The sequence below is a fragment of the Pseudomonas sp. 43A genome (assembly GCF_013363935.1).
GTDB classification, from domain to species: domain Bacteria; phylum Pseudomonadota; class Gammaproteobacteria; order Pseudomonadales; family Pseudomonadaceae; genus Aquipseudomonas; species Aquipseudomonas crudilactis.
Genome location: NZ_CP054880.1, coordinates 3,161,721 through 3,183,019 on the forward strand (window position 1 = coordinate 3,161,721; position 21,299 = coordinate 3,183,019).

The 21,299-nt window shown below is 56.7% G+C and carries 2 protein-coding genes (1 of these 2 only partly in view); both read left to right on the forward strand.

What is annotated here, in order from left to right; all coding sequences use genetic code 11:
• Positions 1–11,689, forward strand: the final stretch of a protein-coding gene (locus HUW52_RS30180) for a non-ribosomal peptide synthase/polyketide synthase (protein ID WP_175552661.1). It extends 13,850 nt beyond the left edge of the window; 11,689 of the gene's 25,539 nt are visible here — the last part of the coding sequence; the start codon falls outside the window, past its left edge; the stop codon is at positions 11,687–11,689.
• 152 nt (positions 11,690–11,841) lie between these two features.
• Positions 11,842–21,276 carry a non-ribosomal peptide synthetase gene (locus HUW52_RS30185; protein WP_218586349.1) on the forward strand — a complete coding sequence of 3,145 codons (9,435 nt, stop codon included), beginning with the start codon at positions 11,842–11,844 and terminating at the stop codon, positions 21,274–21,276.
• The last annotated feature ends 23 nt before the right edge of the window (positions 21,277–21,299 follow it).

The following is a 21,299-nucleotide window of genomic DNA, read 5'->3' on the forward strand; positions in this document are numbered from 1 at the left end:
CCCGCTGTTTCAGGTGATGGTCAACCATCAGCGGCAGGACCTGCGGGCGCTGCAGCAGCTGCCCGGGCTCAGCCTGGAAGACTATGTACTGGGTGAGCAAAGTGCACAGTTCGAACTGACCATCGACACCAGCGAGGATGCTGATGGCCGGGTTCAGGTGAGTTTCGCTTACGCCCAGGAGTTGTTCGAGGCTGAAAGTATTGAGCGCATGTCGCGCCATTACGTGGCGATCCTGCAAGCGTTGGTCGATCAGCCACAACAGGCACTGGGGGATGTGCAACTGCTGGATGCGATGGAGCAATGCCAGCTTCAGTCGTGGAGTGAAAATTCCACGCGCTATCCAGATGCACAACCGGTTCATCGTCTGTTTGAGCAGCAGGTACGTGAGCGCGGCGATGCAACTGCAGTCATTTTTGCAGGCAACAAACTGACTTACGCTGAATTGAATCGCCGGGCTAACCAACTGGCACATCACCTGATCAAACTGGGTGTGCAACCGGAAGTGAAGGTGGGCATTGCCGTCGAGCGCTCGCTGGACATGGTGATTGGCCTGTTGGGGATATTGAAGGCCGGGGGCGCCTATGTGCCTGTGGATCCGGATTATCCGCAGGAGCGGCAGACGTACATGATGGACGATAGTGGCATCAAATTGCTGCTGACCCAGTCCACCGTAATAAACCGTATCGCGAGCGTGCAATCTCTGCAGCTGGTGGTTTTGGATAGGCTGGAGCTGGAAGAGGAATGTGCCGAAAACCCGAAACTCGCCATCCACGAAAAAAATCTGGCATATGTGATCTACACGTCGGGATCGACAGGCAGGCCAAAGGGCACAGAAATCCTCCACCAGGCTGTAACGCGCCTGGTCTTTGCTGTTGACTATGTGCAACTTAATCCTGAGGTTCGCATGCTCCATTTTGCGCCTCTGACATTTGATGCATCAACGTTCGAAATTTGGGGCTGCTTGTGCAATGGCGGCCTTTTAGTGCAGGCCAATAACGATCGTCTGGCTCTCGACGAGCTGGCGGACTTGATCGCAGAACAGAGGGTCAATACTGCTTGGCTTACCGGAGCATTATTCAATCAGATGATTGAGAGTCGCCCTGAGCGGCTGTCGTCTTTGACGCAGTTGCTAACAGGTGGCGAGGCTATGTCGTCGATTCATGCTTGCAAGGCATTAGCAAGTCTTGAAGCCGTTTCGCTAATCAATGGATACGGACCAACAGAGTGCACGACGTTTGCCGCTTGCCACCGCGTTGATAATTCGGATCTTTCATCTGGAGTGATCCCGATCGGGCTGCCTGTCAACCAAACCAGCGCATGGGTGCTCGATGTGGATCTCAATGTCGCACCAATAGGTGTCGTCGGCGAATTGTATCTTGGCGGTACGGGAATGGCACGAGGATACTTGGGCCAGACCGGCCTGAGTGCTGAACGCTTTGTAGCCAGTCCATTGGCCAAAAATGGCGAGCGTCTGTATCGCACCGGCGATCTGGTGCGCTGGAACCGCGAAGGACAGTTGGAGTATCTCGGCCGGATCGACCATCAGGTCAAAATCCGCGGTTTCCGGATTGAGCTGGGTGAAGTCGAGGCGCAACTGCTGGCGCAGCCTGAAGTGACAGCGGCGGTGGTGGTGACCAAAGAAGGGCCAAGTGGGGCGCGACTGATCGGTTATGTGGTGGCGCAAGCTATCGACTCCCCGACATTACGCGAGCGCTTGAGCCAGACACTGCCGGACTACATGGTGCCTGGTGTAGTCGTGTTACTGGAAAGCCTGCCGCTGAATGCCAATGGCAAGGTGGACCGCAAGGCATTACCGGAGCCAGAGTTCGAGAGCGAGCGAGCGTATGAGGCCCCGCGAGGTGCGGACGAGGAAGCTTTGGCGGCAATCTGGGCTGAAGTGCTTGGGGTTGAGCGCGTTGGACGCAATGATAATTTCTTCGAGTTGGGAGGGCATTCATTGCTTGCGCTGAGTGTTCTTGAGCGAATGCGTGCTCAAGGCATGGCAGTTCAGGTGCGCACTCTGTTTCAACAGCCCGAGCTGGCCGCTTTTACTTTGGCGGTAGCGCAGAACCGCGATCGACATGACGTGGTAGTTCCCCCGAACCTGATTCCCGACAATTGCCAGGCCATCAGGCCCGAAATGTTGCCTCTGATTGATCTCGATGCGCGGCAGATCGAGCGGATCGAAGCGGCCATTCCGGGCGGCGCAGGCAACATTCAGGATATCTATCCGCTGGCACCATTACAGGAAGGCATCCTGTTTCATCATTTGCAGCCTCAGGGTGATGTTTACGTTATTACACACCTATTGAGTTTTGACAGCCAGGCGCGGCTGGAGCGTTTCATCACCAATTTTAATAAGGTGATTGAACGTCACGATATCTTGCGAACGGCAGTGCTATGGGAGGACCTGGACGCACCTGTGCAAGTTGTCTGCCGACAGGCGCGGATTCAGCTTGAATGGCTACCAGACGAATTGCTCGTTTCAGGTGGAGCAGCCGAGAGGTTGAATGCATATGTCGATCCTCAATACAACCGTATTGATGTGCGCCGAGCACCTATGATTCGCGCAGTGGCTGCAAATGATGCCAAGCAATCGCGCTGGTTGTTGCAACTTCCTTGCCATCATTTGGTGCTGGACCACGCGACGCTAGAGCTGATTGTCGAAGAGATCAGCCTGATTCAGGATGGTCGAGAGGCAGATCTGCCTGAACCGATCCCGTTCCGCCGGTTTGTAGTGCAAGCCCAACAAGGTATGAGTCGTGTCGAACACGAAGAATTCTTTACCCAAGTGCTAGGCGACGTGGACGAATCGACGGCACCGTTTGGTTTGCTTGATGTGCAAGGGGATGGCCAAGTCGTCTCAGAGGCGCGTTTCCCATTGGCCGATGATCTGTCTGTGCGGGTTCGGCAACAAGCACAACGTTATGGCGTCAGCGCAGCAGCCCTGTTCCACCTTGCCTGGGCACTGGTTCTGGCCAGAAGCACCGGTAAGGACGACGTAGTATTTGGCACGGTGTTGTTTGGGCGGATGCAAGGCGGTGAAGGTGCTGATCGAGCGTTGGGAATGTTTATCAATACACTGCCAATGAGGATCAAGCTGGGCATGCGCACCGTTGTGCAAAGCCTGCAAGAGACACATGCTGGATTGACCGACCTGATGCACCACGAGCACGCGAGTCTTTCGCTGGCGCAACGCTGCAGCGGGATGGCGAGAGGTACACCGTTATTCTCGGCCTTGCTGAACTATCGTCACAGCGTGGAGCCGGGTGTGGGAGGGACGGACGGTATCTGGGAAGGCATGGCGTTGATCGGTGGTGGAGAAAGAACCAATTATCCGATCGATATGACCGTGGACGATCTGGGCAGAAGCTTCCAACTGGTGGGGCGCATTCATGAGTCGTTCAGCGCGCAGAAACTGTGTGAGTACATGCAGTCGGCGGTTGAAGGAGTCGTCGCTGCGTTGGCCGAACAGCCGCAAAAAACGCTGGGTGATATCGAACTGCTCAAAGATGCCGAACGCGCTCAACTTCAGGCCTTGGGTGAAAACCCGACCCGTTACCCACATGCACGGCCAGTCCATCGCCTGATCGAAGATCGGGTTCGCGAGTGTGGCGACGCGACTGCGGTCGTTTTTGCGGGCGACAGTCTGACTTACGCTGAATTGAATCGCCGGGCTAACCAACTGGCACATCACCTGATCAAACTGGGTGTGCAACCAGAAGCGAAGGTGGGCATCGCCGTCGAGCGCTCGCTGGACATGGTGATTGGCCTGTTGGGGATCTTGAAGGCTGGTGGGGCCTATGTGCCGCTGGATCCGGAATTACCGACGGAGCGCTTGGCGTACATGGTGCGCGACAGCCGCATCGAATTGCTCTTGACCCAGAGCACGATGATAAACCGTATCCCGGATATTTCATCTTTACAGGCAGTGTCGTTGGATGTCGTGGATCTGCATAAACAGTCCACAGAGAATCCGGACGTCATCCTGCACGGTGAAAACCTGGCGTATGTGATTTATACGTCTGGGTCGACCGGGCGCCCTAAGGGCGCGGCCAACCGGCACTGTGCACTCTATAACCGTCTCGTCTGGATGCAAGAAGCGTATCAGTTCGACGACGCGAATTTTGTTCTGCAGAAGACGCCTTTCAGTTTTGATGTGTCGGTGTGGGAGATCTTCTTGCCGCTGGCCACAGGAGGCCGGTTGGTGGTGGCCAATCCTGGGGATCATCGTGACCCACAACGTCTGGTCGAACTTGTTCGCGAACACCAAATCACGACATTGCATTTCGTACCGTCGATGCTTCAGGCATTCCTTGCGTATGACCACATCGAAGCCTGTACCAGCCTCACGCGAATTGTGTGCAGTGGCGAAGCATTGCCCATCGAAGCGCAGAATCAGGTGTTCGAACGACTCCCGCAGATCCAGCTCAACAACCTGTACGGCCCTACTGAAGCTGCTATTGAGGTTACGCATTGGACTTGCCGTGAAGGTGAAGGCTATCAAGTACCGATGGGCCAGCCGATCAGCGATGTAAAGACTTATGTGCTTGATGAAAGTCTAAACATTGTGCCTGGCGGAGTGCCTGGCGAGTTGTACCTGGGCGGTATTTGCCTGGCGCGTGGCTATCTGGGCCAGCCGGGTTTGAGTGCGGAGCGGTTCGTGGCGAATCCGTTCGCAACTACGGGCGAGCGGTTGTATCGCACGGGTGACTTGGTGCACTGGAACAGCGAGGGGCAATTAGAGTACCTCGGTCGTATCGACCATCAGGTCAAGATTCGCGGATTGCGAATTGAACTGGGAGAGGTAGAAGCCCAACTGCTGGTACAACCGGAAGTGAGGGAAGCAGTGGTAGTGGCTAAAGAAGGTCCAAATGGCGCCCGGTTAGTCGCTTATGTGTCGTTGCATTTGGGCTCGGTCATTGACTCCCTGACATTGCGCGAGCGCTTGAGCCAGACACTGCCGGACTACATGGTGCCTGGTGTGGTCGTGATACTAGAAAGCCTGCCGCTGAATGCCAATGGCAAGGTGGACCGCAAGGCATTGCCGGAGCCTGAGTTCGAGAGCGAGCAAGCGTATGAGGCCCCGCGAGGTGCCGACGAGGAAGCTTTGGCGGCAATCTGGGTTGCGGTACTGGGGGTCGAGCGTGTCGGCCGTCACGACAACTTCTTCGAGCTGGGTGGCGATTCGATCCTCAGTCTGAAGGTGGTGGCGCGAGCCCGGGCCAATGGTCTTGGACTGACACCTCGTCATCTTTTCGAGCATCAGAGCTTGGCGGCTGCGGCGAAAGCTGGCGGTGGGCAGAGTGCTGTGATCGAGACGATTCCTGTGCTGACGAAGCGGGACGATGTGGTTCCTTCGTATGCCCAGGCACGGCAATGGTTCTTGTGGCAACTGGAGCCGGCCAGCACGGCGTACCACATCAGTGGTGCACTGAAGCTGCGTGGTGAGCTGGATGTCGAGGCGTTGAAAGCCAGCTTTGATGCCTTGGTGGCTCGTCACGAATCGCTGCGCACGGTGTTCGGTGCCGGTGATGACGGGCAGGTACGGCAGATCATCCAAGCTCAGGCTTTAGCGCAGTTTGAAACGGTGGATCTGATCAGTGAGCCAGCCGCGCAGCGTGAGGCGTTGCTGAAAAAAACTGCAGTACGCTTGCACCAGACGCCTTTCAATCTGGAGACTGGTCCATTGCTGCGGGTCGGCTTGATCCGTCAGGCGGCGGACGAGCATGTGCTGGTGGTGGTGATGCACCACATCATCTCGGACGGTTGGTCGATGCAGATCATCGTCGACGAGTTCGTGGCGCAATACAGCGCACGTGTTCAAGGTCTCACGCCAGAACTGGCAGCCTTGCCGATCCAGTACGCCGATTACGGGGTGTGGCAACGCAATTGGCTGGAGGCGGGGGAACAGGAGCGGCAACTGGCCTACTGGAAAAACCAGTTGGGTGACGAGCATCCGATCCTGCAGTTGCCGACGGATCATCCTCGCCAAGTAGACGGTCGCTACCGTGCTGCCCGCCAAACTTTCGAACTGCCCGAGGCTTTGGTTCAGGGCTTACACAGACAAGTGCAAACGCAAGGCGCGACCTTATTCATGGCACTGTTGACCGGGGTGCAAACGCTTTTGCATCGCTACAGCAGTCAGCACGATATCCGCGTCGGTGTACCTATTGCCAACCGTGAGCGGGTGGAAGCCGAAGGCGTAGTGGGGTTCTTCGTCAATACTCAGGTGCTACGAAATGTGATGAATGGGCGCCTGAGCCTGACGCAAGCGCTTGAGCAAGCGAAAGCGGCCATGCTAGGTGCACAGGCGCATCAGGATCTGCCTTTTGAACAGTTGGTAGAAGCGTTGCAGCCGGAACGAAATCTAGGCATCCATCCACTATTCCAAGTTCTGGTCAACCATCAGCGGCAGGACCTGCGGGCGCTGCAGCAGCTGCCCGGGCTCAGCCTGGAAGACTATGTACTGGGTGAGCAAAGTGCACAGTTCGAACTGACCATCGACACCAGCGAGGATGCTGATGGCCGGGTTCAGGTGAGTTTCGCTTACGCCCAGGAGTTGTTCGAGGCTGAAAGTATTGAGCGCATGTCGCGCCATTACGTGGCGATCCTGCAAGCGTTGGTCGATCAGCCACAACAGGCACTGGGGGATGTGCAACTGCTGGATGCGATGGAGCAATGCCAGCTTCAGTCGTGGAGTGAAAATTCCACGCGCTATCCAGATGCACAACCGGTTCATCGTCTGTTTGAGCAGCAGGTACGTGAGCGCGGCGATGCAACTGCAGTCATTTTTGCAGGCAACAAACTGACTTACGCTGAATTGAATCGCCGGGCTAACCAACTGGCACATCACCTGATCAACCTGGGTGTGCAACCGGAAGCGAAGGTGGGCATCGCCGTCGAGCGCTCGCTGGACATGGTGATTGGCCTGTTGGGGATCTTGAAGGCTGGTGGGGCCTATGTGCCGCTGGATCCGGAGTTGCCGGCGGAGCGCTTGGCGTACATGGTGCGCGACAGTGGTATCAAGCTGCTGCTGACGCAGAGCACTGTGAGTGGCCGTCTCTCAAGTACCACCTCTTTGCAGGTATTGGCGCTGGATGCCGTGGATCTGAGGGCGGAGTCAGTAAAAAATCCAAATGTTGCTGTGCATAACGAAAACTTGGGCTATGTGATTTACACCTCTGGCTCCACTGGTAATCCGAAAGGCGCAGAGATTCGTCATCGTGCGCTGAGCAGTTGCATGACTTGGATGCAGGAAACTTATGGGCTGACGCAAGTTGATGCGGTGTTGCATAAAACGGCGTTCAGCTTTGACGTCTCTGCGTGGGAAATTTTCCTACCATTGACCGCCGGAGCACGGCTGGTGATGGCTAATCCTGGAGATCAGCGTGATCCGGAAAGAATTGCACAGCTGATTCGCCAGCATCAGGTGACAATCGTAAGTTTTGTGCCTTCGATGCTTCAGGCTTTCTTGGCCCATATTGGCAATAACGCACACTTGCCATTGCGTTATGTGATGTGGGGCGGTGAAGCCGTCTCTGCGAGTATGCAAGGTGAAGCGCTTCGTCAGCTTACGGGCGTCAGTTTGCAAAATATGTATGGGCCGACGGAAACCACTATTCACGTTACCCGCTGGACCTGTAGTGATGATGGGCGCAGCCCGGTGCCTATTGGGCACCCTATCTCTGAAACGCAAGCCTATGTGCTGGATGCCTCTTTGGGGACGGTGCCACAGGGTGTGGCCGGTGAGCTCTATATTGGTGGAGAGCTATTGGCTCGTGGTTATCTCGGGCGGGCAGGCTTGAGTGCCGAGCGCTTTGTGGCGAGCCCGTTCGCCAGGGCGGGTGAGCGTCTGTATCGCACCGGTGATCTGGTGCGCTGGAACCACGAAGGACAGTTGGAGTATCTCGGCCGGATCGACCATCAGGTCAAAATCCGTGGTTTCCGGATTGAGCTGGGTGAAGTCGAGGCGCAACTGCTGGCGCAGCCTGAAGTGACAGCGGCGGTGGTGGTGGCCAAAGAAGGGCCAAGTGGTGCGCGACTGGTCGGTTATGTGGTGGCACAAGCCATCGACTCCCCGACATTGCGCGAGCGCTTGAGCCAGACACTGCCGGACTACATGGTGCCTGGTGTGGTCGTGATACTAGAAAGCCTGCCGCTGAATGCCAATGGCAAGGTGGACCGCAAGGCATTGCCGGAGCCAGAGTTCGAGAGCGAGCGAGTGTATGAGGCCCCGCGAGGTGCCGATGAGGAAACACTGGCGGCAATCTGGGCCGCGGTACTGGAGGTCGAGCGTGTCGGTCGTCACGACAACTTCTTCGAGCTGGGTGGCGATTCGATCCTCAGTCTGAAGGTGGTGGCGCGAGCCCGGGCCAATGGTCTTGGACTGACACCTCGTCATCTTTTCGAGCATCAGAGCTTGGCGGCTGCGGCGAAAGCTGGCGGTGGGCAGAGTGCTGTGATCGAGACGATTCCCGTACTGACGCAGCGGGACGATGTGGTTCCTTCGTATGCCCAGGCACGGCAATGGTTCTTGTGGCAACTGGAGCCGGCCAGCACGGCGTACCACATCAGTGGTGCACTGAAGCTGCGTGGTGAGCTGGATGTCGAGGCGTTGAAAGCCAGCTTTGATGCCTTGGTGGCTCGTCACGAATCGCTGCGCACGGTGTTCGGTGCCGGTGATGACGGGCAGGTACGGCAGATCATCCAAGCTCAGGCTTTAGCGCAGTTTGAAACGGTGGATCTGATCAGTGAGCCAGCCGCGCAGCGTGAGGCGTTGCTGAAAAAAACTGCAGTACGCTTGCACCAGACGCCTTTCAATCTGGAGACTGGTCCATTGCTGCGGGTCGGCTTGATCCGTCAGGCGGCGGACGAGCATGTGCTGGTGGTGGTGATGCACCACATCATCTCGGACGGTTGGTCGATGCAGATCATCGTCGACGAGTTCGTGGCGCAATACAGCGCACGTGTTCAAGGTCTCACGCCAGAACTGGCAGCCTTGCCGATCCAGTACGCCGATTACGGGGTGTGGCAACGCAATTGGCTGGAGGCGGGGGAACAGGAGCGGCAACTGGCCTACTGGAAAAACCAGTTGGGTGACGAGCATCCGATCCTGCAGTTGCCGACGGATCATCCTCGCCAAGTAGACGGTCGCTACCGTGCTGCCCGCCAAACTTTCGAACTGCCCGAGGCTTTGGTTCAGGGCTTACACAGACAAGTGCAAACGCAAGGCGCGACCTTATTCATGGCACTGTTGACCGGGGTGCAAACGCTTTTGCATCGCTACAGCAGTCAGCACGATATCCGCGTCGGTGTACCTATTGCCAACCGTGAGCGGGTGGAAGCCGAAGGCGTAGTGGGGTTCTTCGTCAATACTCAGGTGCTACGAAATGTGATGAATGGGCGCCTGAGCCTGACGCAAGCGCTTGAGCAAGCGAAAGCGGCCATGCTAGGTGCACAGGCGCATCAGGATCTGCCTTTTGAACAGTTGGTAGAAGCGTTGCAGCCGGAACGAAATCTAGGCATCCATCCACTATTCCAAGTTCTGGTCAACCATCAGCGGCAGGACCTGCGGGCGCTGCAGCAGCTGCCCGGGCTCAGCCTGGAAGACTATGTACTGGGTGAGCAAAGTGCACAGTTCGAACTGACCATCGACACCAGCGAGGATGCTGATGGCCGGGTTCAGGTGAGTTTCGCTTACGCCCAGGAGTTGTTCGAGGCTGAAAGTATTGAGCGCATGTCGCGCCATTACGTGGCGATCCTGCAAGCGTTGGTCGATCAGCCACAACAGGCACTGGGGGATGTGCAACTGCTGGATGCGATGGAGCAATGCCAGCTTCAGTCGTGGAGTGAAAATTCCACGCGCTATCCAGATGCACAACCGGTTCATCGTCTGTTTGAGCAGCAGGTACGTGAGCGCGGCGATGCAACTGCAGTCATTTTTGCAGGCAACAAACTGACTTACGCTGAATTGAATCGCCGGGCTAACCAACTGGCCCATCATTTGATCGATCTGGGTGTACAACCGGAAGCGAAGGTGGGCATCGCCGTCGAGCGCTCGCTGGACATGGTGATTGGCCTGTTGGGGATATTGAAGGCTGGTGGAGCCTATGTGCCGCTGGATCCGGAATTACCGACGGAGCGCTTGGCGTACATGGTGCGCGACAGCCGCATCGAATTGCTCTTGACCCAGAGCACGATGATAAACCGTATCCCGGATATTTCATCTTTACAGGCAGTGTCGTTGGATGTCGTGGATCTGCATAAACAGTCCACAGAGAATCCGGACGTCATCCTGCACGGTGAAAACCTGGCGTATGTGATTTATACGTCTGGGTCGACCGGGCGCCCTAAGGGCGCGGCCAACCGGCACTGTGCACTCTATAACCGTCTCGTCTGGATGCAAGAAGCGTATCAGTTCGACGACGCGAATTTTGTTCTGCAGAAGACGCCTTTCAGTTTTGATGTGTCGGTGTGGGAGATCTTCTTGCCGCTGGCCACAGGAGGCCGGTTGGTGGTGGCCAATCCTGGGGATCATCGTGACCCACAACGTCTGGTCGAACTTGTTCGCGAACACCAAATCACGACATTGCATTTCGTACCGTCGATGCTTCAGGCATTCCTTGCGTATGACCACATCGAAGCCTGTACCAGCCTCACGCGAATTGTGTGCAGTGGCGAAGCATTGCCCATCGAAGCGCAGAATCAGGTGTTCGAACGACTCCCGCAGATCCAGCTCAACAACCTGTACGGCCCTACTGAAGCTGCTATTGAGGTTACGCATTGGACTTGCCGTGAAGGTGAAGGCTATCAAGTACCGATGGGCCAGCCGATCAGCGATGTAAAGACTTATGTGCTTGATGAAAGTCTAAACATTGTGCCTGGCGGAGTGCCTGGCGAGTTGTACCTGGGCGGTATTTGCCTGGCGCGTGGCTATCTGGGCCAGCCGGGTTTGAGTGCGGAGCGGTTCGTGGCGAATCCGTTCGCAACTACGGGCGAGCGGTTGTATCGCACGGGTGACTTGGTGCACTGGAACAGCGAGGGGCAATTAGAGTACCTCGGTCGTATCGACCATCAGGTCAAGATTCGCGGATTGCGAATTGAACTGGGAGAGGTAGAAGCCCAACTGCTGGTACAACCGGAAGTGAGGGAAGCAGTGGTAGTGGCTAAAGAAGGTCCAAATGGCGCCCGGTTAGTCGCTTATGTGTCGTTGCATTTGGGCTCGGTCATTGACTCCCTGACATTGCGCGAGCGCTTGAGCCAGATGCTGCCGGACTACATGGTGCCTGGTGTAGTCGTGGTGTTGGAAAGCCTGCCACTGAATGCCAGCGGTAAGGTGGATCGCAAGGCTCTACCCGAGCCCGGTTATGACAGCGTGCGGACCTATGAAGCTGCGCAGGGAGAAGTGGAGAAGGCTCTGTCGGCCATTTGGCTCGACGTGTTGGAAGTTGAACGGGTAGGGCGTCATGACAACTTCTTTGAGCTTGGAGGGCATTCTTTGTTGGTCGTGCAATTAGTCGCGCGGATTCAATCATTGCTGCATTCAGATCTGAGCATCCGGGATGTTTTCAACCAACCGACCCTAGCAGCCATGGCAGCTCTTCTGCCTGATGCCTTACATACTAAATCCAAGGCCCAGTCTCTTTCTGACATTGAGTCCTTCATTGATGGATTGGAAATCGCGTAATGAACAGTTTGACAACCCATCGAATCGCAGAGCGGTTTGCTCAGTTGAGCGTTGAGCAGCGTCGTGCGGTCTACGAAAAAATCAGACTTGAGGGCTTAGTGATCGGACAGTTTCCGATTCTAGTCCGCAATGAGTCGCTCAAAACTGTCTGCATGGCTTCCTATGCTCAGATCCGGCAATGGTTCCTGTGGCAGCTGGAACCGGCCAGCACGGCGTACCACATCAGTGGCGCACTGAAGCTGCGCGGTGAGCTGGATGTTGAGGCGTTGAAAGCCAGTTTTGATGCCTTGGTGGCTCGTCACGAATCGCTGCGCACGGTGTTCGGTGCCGGTGATGACGGGCAGGTGCGACAGATCATCCGTGATTCGATGTCGACGCAAGTTGAAGTCATCAACGTAGGCGCCGAGCCTGTGAAGCAGCGAGAGGTCGCAGTACGCCTGCACCAGACGCCTTTCAATCTGGAGACTGGTCCATTGCTGCGGGTCGGCTTGATCCGTCAGGCGGCGGACGAGCATGTGCTGGTGGTGGTGATGCACCACATCATCTCGGACGGTTGGTCGATGCAGGTCATCGTCGACGAGTTCGTGGCGCAGTACAGCGCACGTGTTCAGGACCAAACACCAGAGTTGGAGCCATTGCCGATCCAGTATGCCGATTACGGTGTATGGCAACGCCACTGGCTGGAAGCAGGTGAGAAAGAGCGACAATTGAATTACTGGAAAACGCATCTGGGCGACGAGCATCCGGTACTTCAACTACCAACGGATCATCTTCGAAGAGCGGATGGCCGCTATGTTGCTGCCCGTCACAGCCTCGAATTACCTACGGCTCTGGTTCAAGGACTGCAGCAGCGGTCACACGTTGAGGAAGCTACGCTTTTCATTGTCCTGCTTGCGGGAATACATACGCTCCTTCACCGCTACAGTGGCCAGCAAGATATTAGGGTCGGCGTTCCCATTGCCAATCGTAACCGGATAGAAACCGAATCAATAATTGGATTTTTCGTCAACACGCAAGTACTACGTAGTGCGTTGCATGGCCGGATGACCCTGTCAGAAGTACTTGAGCAAACCAAAACTGCAGTTCTTGGCGCACAAACGCACCAGGATCTGCCGTTCGAACAACTGGTGGAGGCATTGCAGCCAGAGCGCACTCTGGGCATCAACCCGCTGTTTCAGGTGATGGTCAACCATCAGAGGCAGGATCTGCGGGCGCTGCAGCACCTTCCCGGACTCAGCCTGGAAGACTATGTGCTGGGTGAGCAAAGTGCACAGTTCGAACTGACTATCGACACCAGCGAGGATGCTGACGGCCGGGTTCAGGTGAGTCTTACCTACGCCAAGGAGCTGTTTGAACCTACGACCATCGAACGCATGACGCAGCATTACGTGGCAATCCTGCAGGCGCTGGTCGATCAGCCGCAACAAACGCTGGGTGATATCGAGCTGCTCAAAGATTCCGAACGCGCTCAACTTCAGGCCTTGGGTGAAAACCCTACCCGTTACCCACATGCACGGCCAGTCCATCGCCTGATCGAAGATCAGGTTGGCGAACGTGGCGATGCAACTGCGGTCGTGTTTGCGGGCGACAGTCTGACGTACGCTGAATTGAACCGCCGGTCTAACCAACTGGCGCATCATTTAATCGATCTGGGTGTACAACCGGAAGCGAAGGTGGGCATCGCCGTCGAGCGCTCGCTGGACATGGTGATTGGCCTGCTGGGGATCTTGAAGGCTGGTGGGGCCTATGTGCCGCTGGATCCGGAGCTACCGACGGAGCGCTTGGCGTACATGGTGCGCGACAGCGGTATCAAGCTGCTGCTGACGCAGAGCACTGTGAGTGGCCGTCTCTCAAGTACCACCTCTTTGCAGGTATTGGCGCTGGATGCCATAGATTTGAGTGCGGAGTCTGCTCAAAACCCGGACGTCATCCTGCACGGCGAAAATCTGGCCTACGCGATTTATACCTCCGGCTCCACCGGCAAGCCGAAAGGCGTCATGGTAAAGCACGGTGCGCTCAGTCACTTCATGCTGGACATGCAGCAACGGCCAGGCATGACAGCGCAGGACGTGATCGTTGCAGTAACGCCGCTTTCTTTCGACATTGCTGCGCTTGAGCTTTATCTGCCATTGATCAGTGGTGCCCGGATGGTACTGGCCCCCAAAGACGTGGCACGGGATGGTGAAGCATTGGGTCGTCTCATCAATGAGAGTCACGGCACGTTGCTTCAAGCGACCCCGGCTAGCTGGCGGATGTTGCGCGATAGCGGCTGGTCGGCCGAGCACTTGGGCTTCAAGGGCCTTTGCGGAGGTGAGGCGTTGACCGCGGATCTGGCGCAGGATTTGCTCGGTAATGGTGTCGAACTCTGGAACATGTACGGCCCGACCGAAACCACCATCTGGTCATCAGTCAGTGAAGCAAAGCTGGGTCAGAACATTGGTCAAGCCATTGCCGATACCAAGCTATATGTCCTTGATGCCAGTTTGAATATGGTCCCGGCAGGGGGCGCAGGCGAGTTGTGTATTGGCGGCGTTGGATTGGCCCGAGGTTATTTGGATCAGGCAGCTTTGAGTGCTGAGCGTTTTGTAGCGAACCCGTTCGCCAAGGCGGGTGAGCGTCTGTATCGCACCGGTGATCTGGTGCGCTGGAACCACGAAGGACAGTTGGAGTATCTCGGCCGGATCGACCATCAGGTCAAAATCCGTGGTTTCCGGATTGAGCTGGGTGAAGTCGAGGCGCAACTGCTGGCGCAGCCTGAAGTGACAGCGGCGGTGGTGGTGGCCAAAGAAGGGCCAAGTGGTGCGCGACTGGTCGGTTATGTGGTGGCACAAGCCATCGACTCCCCGACATTGCGCGAGCGCTTGAGCCAGACACTGCCGGACTACATGGTGCCTGGTGTGGTCGTGATACTAGAAAGCCTGCCGCTGAATGCCAATGGCAAGGTGGACCGCAAGGCATTGCCGGAGCCAGAGTTCGAGAGCGAGCGAGTGTATGAGGCCCCGCGAGGTGCCGATGAGGAAACACTGGCGGCAATCTGGGCCGCGGTACTGGAGGTCGAGCGTGTCGGTCGTCACGACAACTTCTTCGAGCTGGGTGGCGATTCGATCCTCAGTCTGAAGGTGGTGGCGCGAGCCCGGGCCAATGGTCTTGGACTGACACCTCGTCATCTTTTCGAGCATCAGAGCTTGGCGGCTGCGGCGAAAGCTGGCGGTGGGCAGAGTGCTGTGATCGAGACGATTCCCGTACTGACGCAGCGGGACGATGTGGTTCCTTCGTATGCCCAGGCACGGCAATGGTTCTTGTGGCAACTGGAGCCGGCCAGCACGGCGTACCACATCAGTGGTGCACTGAAGCTGCGCGGTGAGCTTGATGTCGAGGCGTTGAAAGCCAGTTTTGATGCCTTGGTGGCTCGTCACGAATCGCTGCGCACGGTGTTCGGTGCCGGTGATGACGGGCAGGTGCGGCAGATCATCCGTGATTCGATGTCGACGCAAGTTGAAGTCATCAACGTAGGCGCCGAGCCCGTGAAGCAGCGAGAGGTCGCAGTACGCTTGCACCAGACGCCTTTCAATCTGGAGACTGGTCCATTGCTGCGGGTCGGCTTGATCCGTCAAGCGGCGGACGAGCATGTACTGGTGGTGGTGATGCACCACATCATCTCGGACGGTTGGTCGATGCAGATCATCGTCGACGAGTTCGTGGCGCAATACAGCGCACGTGTTCAAGGTCTCACGCCAGAACTGGCAGCCTTGCCGATCCAGTACGCCGATTACGGGGTGTGGCAACGCAATTGGCTGGAGGCGGGGGAACAGGAGCGGCAACTGGCCTACTGGAAAAACCAGTTGGGTGACGAGCATCCGATCCTGCAGTTGCCGACGGATCATCCTCGCCAAGTAGAAGGCCGCTACCGTGCTGCCCGCCACAGTCTTGAACTACCAGCTGTTTTGGTCCAAGGCCTGCACAAGCGAGCACAAGCAGAGAATGCAACGCTGTTCATGGCGTTATTGGCGGGAGCTCAGGTGTTGCTCCACCGCTACAGCGGACAAGAAGATATTAGAGTCGGGGCACCTATTGCCAACCGTGAGCGGGTGGAAACCGAAGGCGTAGTGGGGTTCTTCGTCAATACTCAGGTGCTGCGTAATGTGCTGCACAGCAGGCTCAGCCTTGTGCAAGCTCTTAGAGCGGCGAAAGCAGCGACTGCGGGCGCACAGGCGCATCAGGATCTGCCTTTTGAAAAACTGGTAGAGGCCCTGCAACCGGAACGTAACCTGGGCATCAACCCGCTGTTTCAGGTGATGGTCAACCATCAGCGGCAGGACCTGCGGGCGCTGCAGCAGCTGCCCGGGCTCAGCCTGGAAGACTATGTACTGGGTGAGCAAAGTGCACAGTTCGAACTGACCATCGACACCAGCGAGGATGCTGACGGCCGGGTTCAGGTGAGTTTCGCTTACGCCCAGGAGTTGTTCGAGGCTGAAAGTATTGAGCGCATGTCGCGCCATTACGTGGCGATCCTGCAAGCGTTGGTCGATCAGCCACAACAGGCACTGGGGGATGTGCAACTGCTGGATGCGATGGAGCAATGCCAGCTTCAGTCGTGGAGTGAAAATTCCACGCGCTTTGGGGATTTGCAGCCGGTTCATCGCCTTTTTGAGCAGCAGGTACGTGAGCGCGGCGATGCAACTGCAGTCATTTTTGCAGGCAACAAACTGACTTACGCTGAATTGAATCGCCGGGCTAACCAACTGGCACATCACCTGATCAACCTGGGTGTGCAACCGGAAGCGAAGGTGGGCATCGCCGTCGAGCGCTCGCTGGACATGGTGATTGGCCTGTTGGGGATCTTGAAGGCTGGTGGGGCCTATGTGCCGCTGGATCCGGAGTTGCCGGCGGAGCGCTTGGCGTACATGGTGCGCGACAGTGGTATCAAGCTGCTGCTGACGCAGAGCACTGTGAGTGGCCGTCTCTCAAGTACCACCTCTTTGCAGGTATTGGCGCTGGATGCCGTGGATCTGAGGGCGGAGTCAGTAAAAAATCCAAATGTTGCTGTGCATAACGAAAACTTGGGCTATGTGATTTACACCTCTGGCTCCACTGGTAATCCGAAAGGCGCAGAGATTCGTCATCGTGCGCTGAGCAGTTGCATGACTTGGATGCAGGAAACTTATGGGCTGACGCAAGTTGATGCGGTGTTGCATAAAACGGCGTTCAGCTTTGACGTCTCTGCGTGGGAAATTTTCCTACCATTGACCGCCGGAGCACGGCTGGTGATGGCTAATCCTGGAGATCAGCGTGATCCGGAAAGAATTGCACAGCTGATTCGCCAGCATCAGGTGACAATCGTAAGTTTTGTGCCTTCGATGCTTCAGGCTTTCTTGGCCCATATTGGCAATAACGCACACTTGCCATTGCGTTATGTGATGTGGGGCGGTGAAGCCGTCTCTGCGAGTATGCAAGGTGAAGCGCTTCGTCAGCTTACGGGCGTCAGTTTGCAAAATATGTATGGGCCGACGGAAACCACTATTCACGTTACCCGCTGGACCTGTAGTGATGATGGGCGCAGCCCGGTGCCTATTGGGCACCCTATCTCTGAAACGCAAGCCTATGTGCTGGATGCCTCTTTGGGGACGGTGCCACAGGGTGTGGCCGGTGAGCTCTATATTGGTGGAGAGCTATTGGCTCGTGGTTATCTCGGGCGGGCAGGCTTGAGTGCCGAGCGCTTTGTGGCGAGCCCGTTCGCCAGGGCGGGTGAGCGTCTGTATCGCACCGGTGATCTGGTGCGCTGGAACCACGAAGGACAGTTGGAGTATCTCGGCCGGATCGACCATCAGGTCAAAATCCGTGGTTTCCGGATTGAGCTGGGTGAAGTCGAGGCGCAACTGCTGGCGCAGCCTGAAGTGACAGCGGCGGTGGTGGTGGCCAAAGAAGGGCCAAGTGGTGCGCGACTGGTCGGTTATGTGGTGGCACAAGCCATCGACTCCCCGACATTGCGCGAGCGCTTGAGCCAGACACTGCCGGACTACATGGTGCCTGGTGTGGTCGTGATACTAGAAAGCCTGCCGCTGAATGCCAATGGCAAGGTGGACCGCAAGGCATTGCCGGAGCCAGAGTTCGAGAGCGAGCGAGTGTATGAGGCCCCGCGAGGTGCCGATGAGGAAACACTGGCGGCAATCTGGGCCGCGGTACTGGAGGTCGAGCGTGTCGGTCGTCACGACAACTTCTTCGAGCTGGGTGGCGATTCGATCCTCAGTCTGAAGGTGGTGGCGCGAGCCCGGGCCAATGGTCTTGGACTGACACCTCGTCATCTTTTCGAGCATCAGAGCTTGGCGGCTGCGGCGAAAGCTGGCGGTGGGCAGAGTGCTGTGATCGAGACGATTCCCGTACTGACGCAGCGGGACGATGTGGTTCCTTCGTATGCCCAGGCACGGCAATGGTTCTTGTGGCAACTGGAGCCGGCCAGCACGGCGTACCACATCAGTGGTGCACTGAAGCTGCGTGGTGAGCTGGATGTCGAGGCGTTGAAAGCCAGCTTTGATGCCTTGGTGGCTCGTCACGAATCGCTGCGCACGGTGTTCGGTGCCGGTGATGACGGGCAGGTACGGCAGATCATCCAAGCTCAGGCTTTAGCGCAGTTTGAAACGGTGGATCTGATCAGTGAGCCAGCCGCGCAGCGTGAGGCGTTGCTGAAAAAAACTGCAGTACGCTTGCACCAGACGCCTTTCAATCTGGAGACTGGTCCATTGCTGCGGGTCGGCTTGATCCGTCAGGCGGCGGACGAGCATGTGCTGGTGGTGGTGATGCACCACATCATCTCGGACGGTTGGTCGATGCAGATCATCGTCGACGAGTTCGTGGCGCAATACAGCGCACGTGTTCAAGGTCTCACGCCAGAACTGGCAGCCTTGCCGATCCAGTACGCCGATTACGGGGTGTGGCAACGCAATTGGCTGGAGGCGGGGGAACAGGAGCGGCAACTGGCCTACTGGAAAAACCAGTTGGGTGACGAGCATCCGATCCTGCAGTTGCCGACGGATCATCCTCGCCAAGTAGACGGTCGCTACCGTGCTGCCCGCCAAACTTTCGAACTGCCCGAGGCTTTGGTTCAGGGCTTACACAGACAAGTGCAAACGCAAGGCGCGACCTTATTCATGGCACTGTTGACCGGGGTGCAAACGCTTTTGCATCGCTACAGCAGTCAGCACGATATCCGCGTCGGTGTACCTATTGCCAACCGTGAGCGGGTGGAAGCCGAAGGCGTAGTGGGGTTCTTCGTCAATACTCAGGTGCTACGAAATGTGATGAATGGGCGCCTGAGCCTGACGCAAGCGCTTGAGCAAGCGAAAGCGGCCATGCTAGGTGCACAGGCGCATCAGGATCTGCCTTTTGAACAGTTGGTAGAAGCGTTGCAGCCGGAACGAAATCTAGGCATCCATCCACTATTCCAAGTTCTGGTCAACCATCAGCGGCAGGACCTGCGGGCGCTGCAGCAGCTGCCCGGGCTCAGCCTGGAAGACTATGTACTGGGTGAGCAAAGTGCACAGTTCGAACTGACCATCGACACCAGCGAGGATGCTGATGGCCGGGTTCAGGTGAGTTTCGCTTACGCCCAGGAGTTGTTCGAGGCTGAAAGTATTGAGCGCATGTCGCGCCATTACGTGGCGATCCTGCAAGCGTTGGTCGATCAGCCACAACAGGCACTGGGGGATGTGCAACTGCTGGATGCGATGGAGCAATGCCAGCTTCAGTCGTGGAGTGAAAATTCCACGCGCTATCCAGATGCACAACCGGTTCATCGTCTGTTTGAGCAGCAGGTACGTGAGCGCGGCGATGCAACTGCAGTCATTTTTGCAGGCAACAAACTGACTTACGCTGAATTGAATCGCCGGGCTAACCAACTGGCCCATCATTTGATCGATCTGGGTGTACAACCGGAAGCGAAGGTGGGCATCGCCGTCGAGCGCTCGCTGGACATGGTGATTGGCCTGTTGGGGATATTGAAGGCTGGTGGAGCCTATGTGCCGCTGGATCCGGAATTACCGACGGAGCGCTTGGCGTACATGGTGCGCGACAGCCGCATCGAATTGCTCTTGACCCAGAGCACGATGATAAACCGTATCCCGGATATTTCATCTTTACAGGCAGTGTCGTTGGATGTCGTGGATCTGCATAAACAGTCCACAGAGAATCCGGACGTCATCCTGCACGGTGAAAACCTGGCGTATGTGATTTATACGTCTGGGTCGACCGGGCGCCCTAAGGGCGCGGCCAACCGGCACTGTGCACTCTATAACCGTCTCGTCTGGATGCAAGAAGCGTATCAGTTCGACGACGCGAATTTTGTTCTGCAGAAGACGCCTTTCAGTTTTGATGTGTCGGTGTGGGAGATCTTCTTGCCGCTGGCCACAGGAGGCCGGTTGGTGGTGGCCAATCCTGGGGATCATCGTGACCCACAACGTCTGGTCGAACTTGTTCGCGAACACCAAATCACGACATTGCATTTCGTACCGTCGATGCTTCAGGCATTCCTTGCGTATGACCACATCGAAGCCTGTACCAGCCTCACGCGAATTGTGTGCAGTGGCGAAGCATTGCCCATCGAAGCGCAGAATCAGGTGTTCGAACGACTCCCGCAGATCCAGCTCAACAACCTGTACGGCCCTACTGAAGCTGCTATTGAGGTTACGCATTGGACTTGCCGTGAAGGTGAAGGCTATCAAGTACCGATGGGCCAGCCGATCAGCGATGTAAAGACTTATGTGCTTGATGAAAGTCTAAACATTGTGCCTGGCGGAGTGCCTGGCGAGTTGTACCTGGGCGGTATTTGCCTGGCGCGTGGCTATCTGGGCCAGCCGGGTTTGAGTGCGGAGCGGTTCGTGGCGAATCCGTTCGCAACTACGGGCGAGCGGTTGTATCGCACGGGTGACTTGGTGCACTGGAACAGCGAGGGGCAATTAGAGTACCTCGGTCGTATCGACCATCAGGTCAAGATTCGCGGATTGCGAATTGAACTGGGAGAGGTAGAAGCCCAACTGCTGGTACAACCGGAAGTGAGGGAAGCAGTGGTAGTGGCTAAAGAAGGTCCAAATGGCGCCCGGTTAGTCGCTTATGTGTCGTTGCATTTGGGCTCGGTCATTGACTCCCTGACATTGCGCGAGCGCTTGAGCCAGATGCTGCCGGACTACATGGTGCCTGGTGTAGTCGTGGTGTTGGAAAGCCTGCCACTGAATGCCAGCGGTAAGGTGGATCGCAAGGCTCTACCCGAGCCCGGTTATGACAGCGTGCGGACCTATGAAGCTGCGCAGGGAGAAGTGGAGAAGGCTCTGTCGGCCATTTGGCTCGACGTGTTGGAAGTTGAACGGGTAGGGCGTCATGACAACTTCTTTGAGCTTGGAGGGCATTCTTTGTTGGTCGTGCAATTAGTCGCGCGGATTCAATCATTGCTGCATTCAGATCTGAGCATCCGGGATGTTTTCAACCAACCGACCCTAGCAGCCATGGCAGCTCTTCTGCCTGATGCCTTACATACTAAATCCAAGGCCCAGTCTCTTTCTGACATTGAGTCCTTCATTGATGGATTGGAAATCGCGTAATGAACAGTTTGACAACCCATCGA

Bases quoted from the DNA above. Each gene is read 5' to 3' on its own strand.
- HUW52_RS30185 (WP_218586349.1), top strand. From the start codon at position 11,842: ATGGCTTCCTATGCTCAGATCCGGCAATGGTTCCTGTGGCAGCTGGAA.